This is a genomic window from Propionivibrio sp. (assembly GCF_049316945.1).
Classification (GTDB): Bacteria; Pseudomonadota; Gammaproteobacteria; order Burkholderiales; family Rhodocyclaceae; genus Propionivibrio.
The window spans coordinates 1-2,818 of record NZ_JBMOJE010000291.1 but is presented as its reverse complement, the minus strand read 5'-3'; the positions used below and the strand labels follow the sequence as shown (position 1 = coordinate 2,818).

The window sequence follows — 2,818 nt, the reverse complement described above, 5'->3', positions numbered from 1 at the left end:
TCAAGGCCGTGGGTGCCGGCATGATTGACTTTGCCCTGCACCACGCCAGCAACATTCATTGGCAAGCGCTGGATATGAACAAAGCCACGCGGGCGGCGCAAAAGCAGCAAACACCGCGCTGCATTTGGTTTACCGGTTTGTCGGGTTCGGGCAAATCGACCATTGCCAATGCTCTGGAGAAGCGCCTGCATGCGGAAGGCCGCCACACCTATTTGCTGGATGGTGACAACGTGCGCCATGGTCTGAACCGCAACTTGGGCTTTACCGAAGCCGACCGGGTAGAAAACATACGCCGGGTGGCGGAGGTGGCCCGGCTGATGGTGGATGCCGGGCTGATTGTGTTGGTGAGCTTGATTTCGCCGTTTGAGTCTGAGCGACGCAAGGCACGCCAACTATTTGACGCAGGTGAATTTGTGGAGGTGTTTGTCGATACCCCGCTTGAAGAATGCGAACGCCATGACGTGAAGGGCTTGTATGCCAAAGCCCGCCAAGGTGAGTTGAAAAACTTCACCGGCATTGACAGCCCGTATGAGGTGCCCAGGCAGGCAGACATGCATTTGCTGACCAGTCAACTGTCGCTGGCTCAGTGCGTTGACCACTTGATGGCCGGCTTGAACGGTCACAGACGGTGCGAAGCTGGCAACTACCCATGATTTGGGTGATAACTTTCGCTTGTTTCCTTGATGACCACCGGCATGGTGGCCGCCATTGTCTAGGCTAAAACCTCATTGGAAAGCCCAGTCCGAAGTCGCACGAGTCCACCGCCGACGCCTGGTGCATGGATTTGGCAAACGCATCAAAAACAGTAGCAAGCCAAAAATAAGCGAATTTACAAAAGTGGCCTAAGATAATCGGCATTATCTTAAAGGGGTATCCATTTGAGTGCTGTGATTTGTAGGGATGCAATTTCCACACAAACGTCTACTTCCAGTCTTCAACCGGGGCGCGATGAGCCTCTCAGGTATGCAGATTTTTGAGCGTGGCTTCCGAACAATGCTGCATGTCTCGACTAAATCCAGTTTCCAAACCCACAAAGCCATTGCCACCCATCAATCATCAGCCGCACACATCATCATTTGCCGGGACATCCCATCTACACCCATGGCGGAACATGGACTCCAGTGTTTACAGCACTCACATGGATACCCCTTTTATCTTATGGCTATTGGTTGTCAAAAAAAGATCAGCTCAGCAGTGTCATGCCGGCCTCGCGCACAGCCCCGGCATCAAAGCTTACGGTCATGCTGCACCCCTGTGCCTGGGCCAACGCAACGATTAAAAAATCAGCAAAACCGACGCTGCCATGCTTTGCAGCAGCGAGTTTTCGGGTCGTAGTCAGCACCAGCTCGCGCTGTTCAACTTGAAACTGCGCGGCGTGAAGAAAATCATCTACCGTAGTGACCAACTCAGACTCGGATGCCTGGTAGAGCCGCTTGAGCACCCAACAAACTTCAACCAAAACCACCAGGCTGATAAATCCGGGGTGGCTGGCCGTCAATTCACACTCAATCAAACGGGTGGCAATGGCCGACTGCTTGACATCATCTTGTGCCAAATAGCGCACCAGCACGTTGGTGTCGAGGCCAATCACGCCAAACCCTGGTTGAGTACCACTTGACGTTCGCTCGACTCGGCAGCAATGGCCTCATCCATCATGGCCAAACTGACCGGAGTCGATGCTCTTCCAGAAAAACGGCCTTTGAGTGTCGGCTCTGAGGCGCGCATCGGCACGACCTTCAGGCCGTCTTGATCGAGCACAAAATCAAGCTTGTCACCCATGTGCAGTCCCAGAGCCGTGCGAACGGCCAGCGGAATGGTGACTTGACCCTTGCTGGAGAGTGTGGCGGTTGGCATATCTAATCCTTACTAATGGTAAGAAACTGTAATGCATTCTGGAAAGTTTGACAAGAGATAGCGTGATGACTGCCCACCATGACTCAATGCGCCCATCCCCCGCAAATCGGCTACTTTGTAAAGACAACCGCGTGAAGCAACGACCATCCGAGACGGTGTTCTCATTCGTTTGGCGTTCCAAAGCCCTTGCGCATTTGCCTTGTCCGCTTGACCTGATCGGTGTGAAGGTAACACATGAAGATAATCCGGTCGTTTGAGTTCAGCGATGACAGTTGGCGGCAAAGTATGCTGACTCGGTGTTCTGGGACCAACGCCACGCAACCTGGGTAAGGGGATATTCTTGACTGATAGTCCTCGACCATCAATGGTTGGCACGGCTCACTATTGCAGCCGTTGACAATCAGGGAATGAGGCGAGTTCCAGCAAGTGCCGTATGCCAATAAGTTCACCGCAGCGGCGGCACAGGCGATTTATTTCCCGGTTGCGCTGAAAAGTCGCTGGTGGAGATCGGTAGCGCACAGATGGCGTAGCAGTCTGGCGCTATATTGGCCCATGAAATACGCGCTTTGTTTGCTCCCGCTAGTTTTGTTGTGCAGCGCCTGCTCATCCATGCTGCCCAAGTCACACACCGAGTCCACCTCGTTTGCCAGCTATGAAGAGGCTCGTGATGCCATCGAAAAGCTCGAACCCATGAAGAGCGACAAGACCACGTTGGAGAAAAACGGTTTCAATCCGGCGACGCACCCCAATACCAAAATCCTGACGCATTCAGACGTGGTACGGCTGTTTGTTCCCACATCGCTACTCAAACGCGAAGACCTTGACCCCGGCGTTTTGGCCTGTCTGGAATCACGTGACGCTTGCCATGGGCTGGAAATTACTGGCGCAAAGATTGCCAGGGTGCGCACAGGCAATTTTCTGGCCGATTTCAGCAACTTTCACCGTCGCACCGAAACCACGGGTT

At 53.5% G+C, this 2,818-nt stretch carries 4 protein-coding genes; 2 read left to right on the top strand and 2 right to left on the bottom strand.

Annotation, left to right across the window (positions count from 1 at the left end; genetic code table 11):
- A partial coding sequence (cysC, locus tag ACOYNV_RS27130) for an adenylyl-sulfate kinase (RefSeq protein ID WP_422902934.1) occupies window positions 1-653 on the top strand: 653 nt, incomplete at its 5' end.
- Between the two features lie 530 nt (window positions 654-1,183).
- Here the strand turns inward: cysC and ACOYNV_RS27125 are convergent.
- Together ACOYNV_RS27125 and ACOYNV_RS27120 are read right to left on the bottom strand one after the other, a co-directional pair.
- Window positions 1,184-1,591 (bottom strand): PIN domain-containing protein, encoded by a 408-nt coding sequence (locus tag ACOYNV_RS27125; RefSeq protein WP_422902933.1) that lies wholly within the window; start codon window positions 1,589-1,591, stop codon window positions 1,184-1,186.
- Entirely contained in the window at window positions 1,588-1,854 is a 267-nt protein-coding gene (locus ACOYNV_RS27120) for an AbrB/MazE/SpoVT family DNA-binding domain-containing protein (RefSeq protein WP_422902932.1), read from the bottom strand. Before ACOYNV_RS27120 ends, ACOYNV_RS27125 begins: the two co-directional genes overlap by 4 nt.
- Window positions 1,855-2,406: 552 nt before the next feature.
- Between ACOYNV_RS27120 and ACOYNV_RS27115 the strand changes: the two genes are divergently transcribed.
- Window positions 2,407-2,818 (top strand): hypothetical protein (locus ACOYNV_RS27115; protein WP_422902931.1); only part of this gene is annotated, 412 nt, incomplete at its 3' end.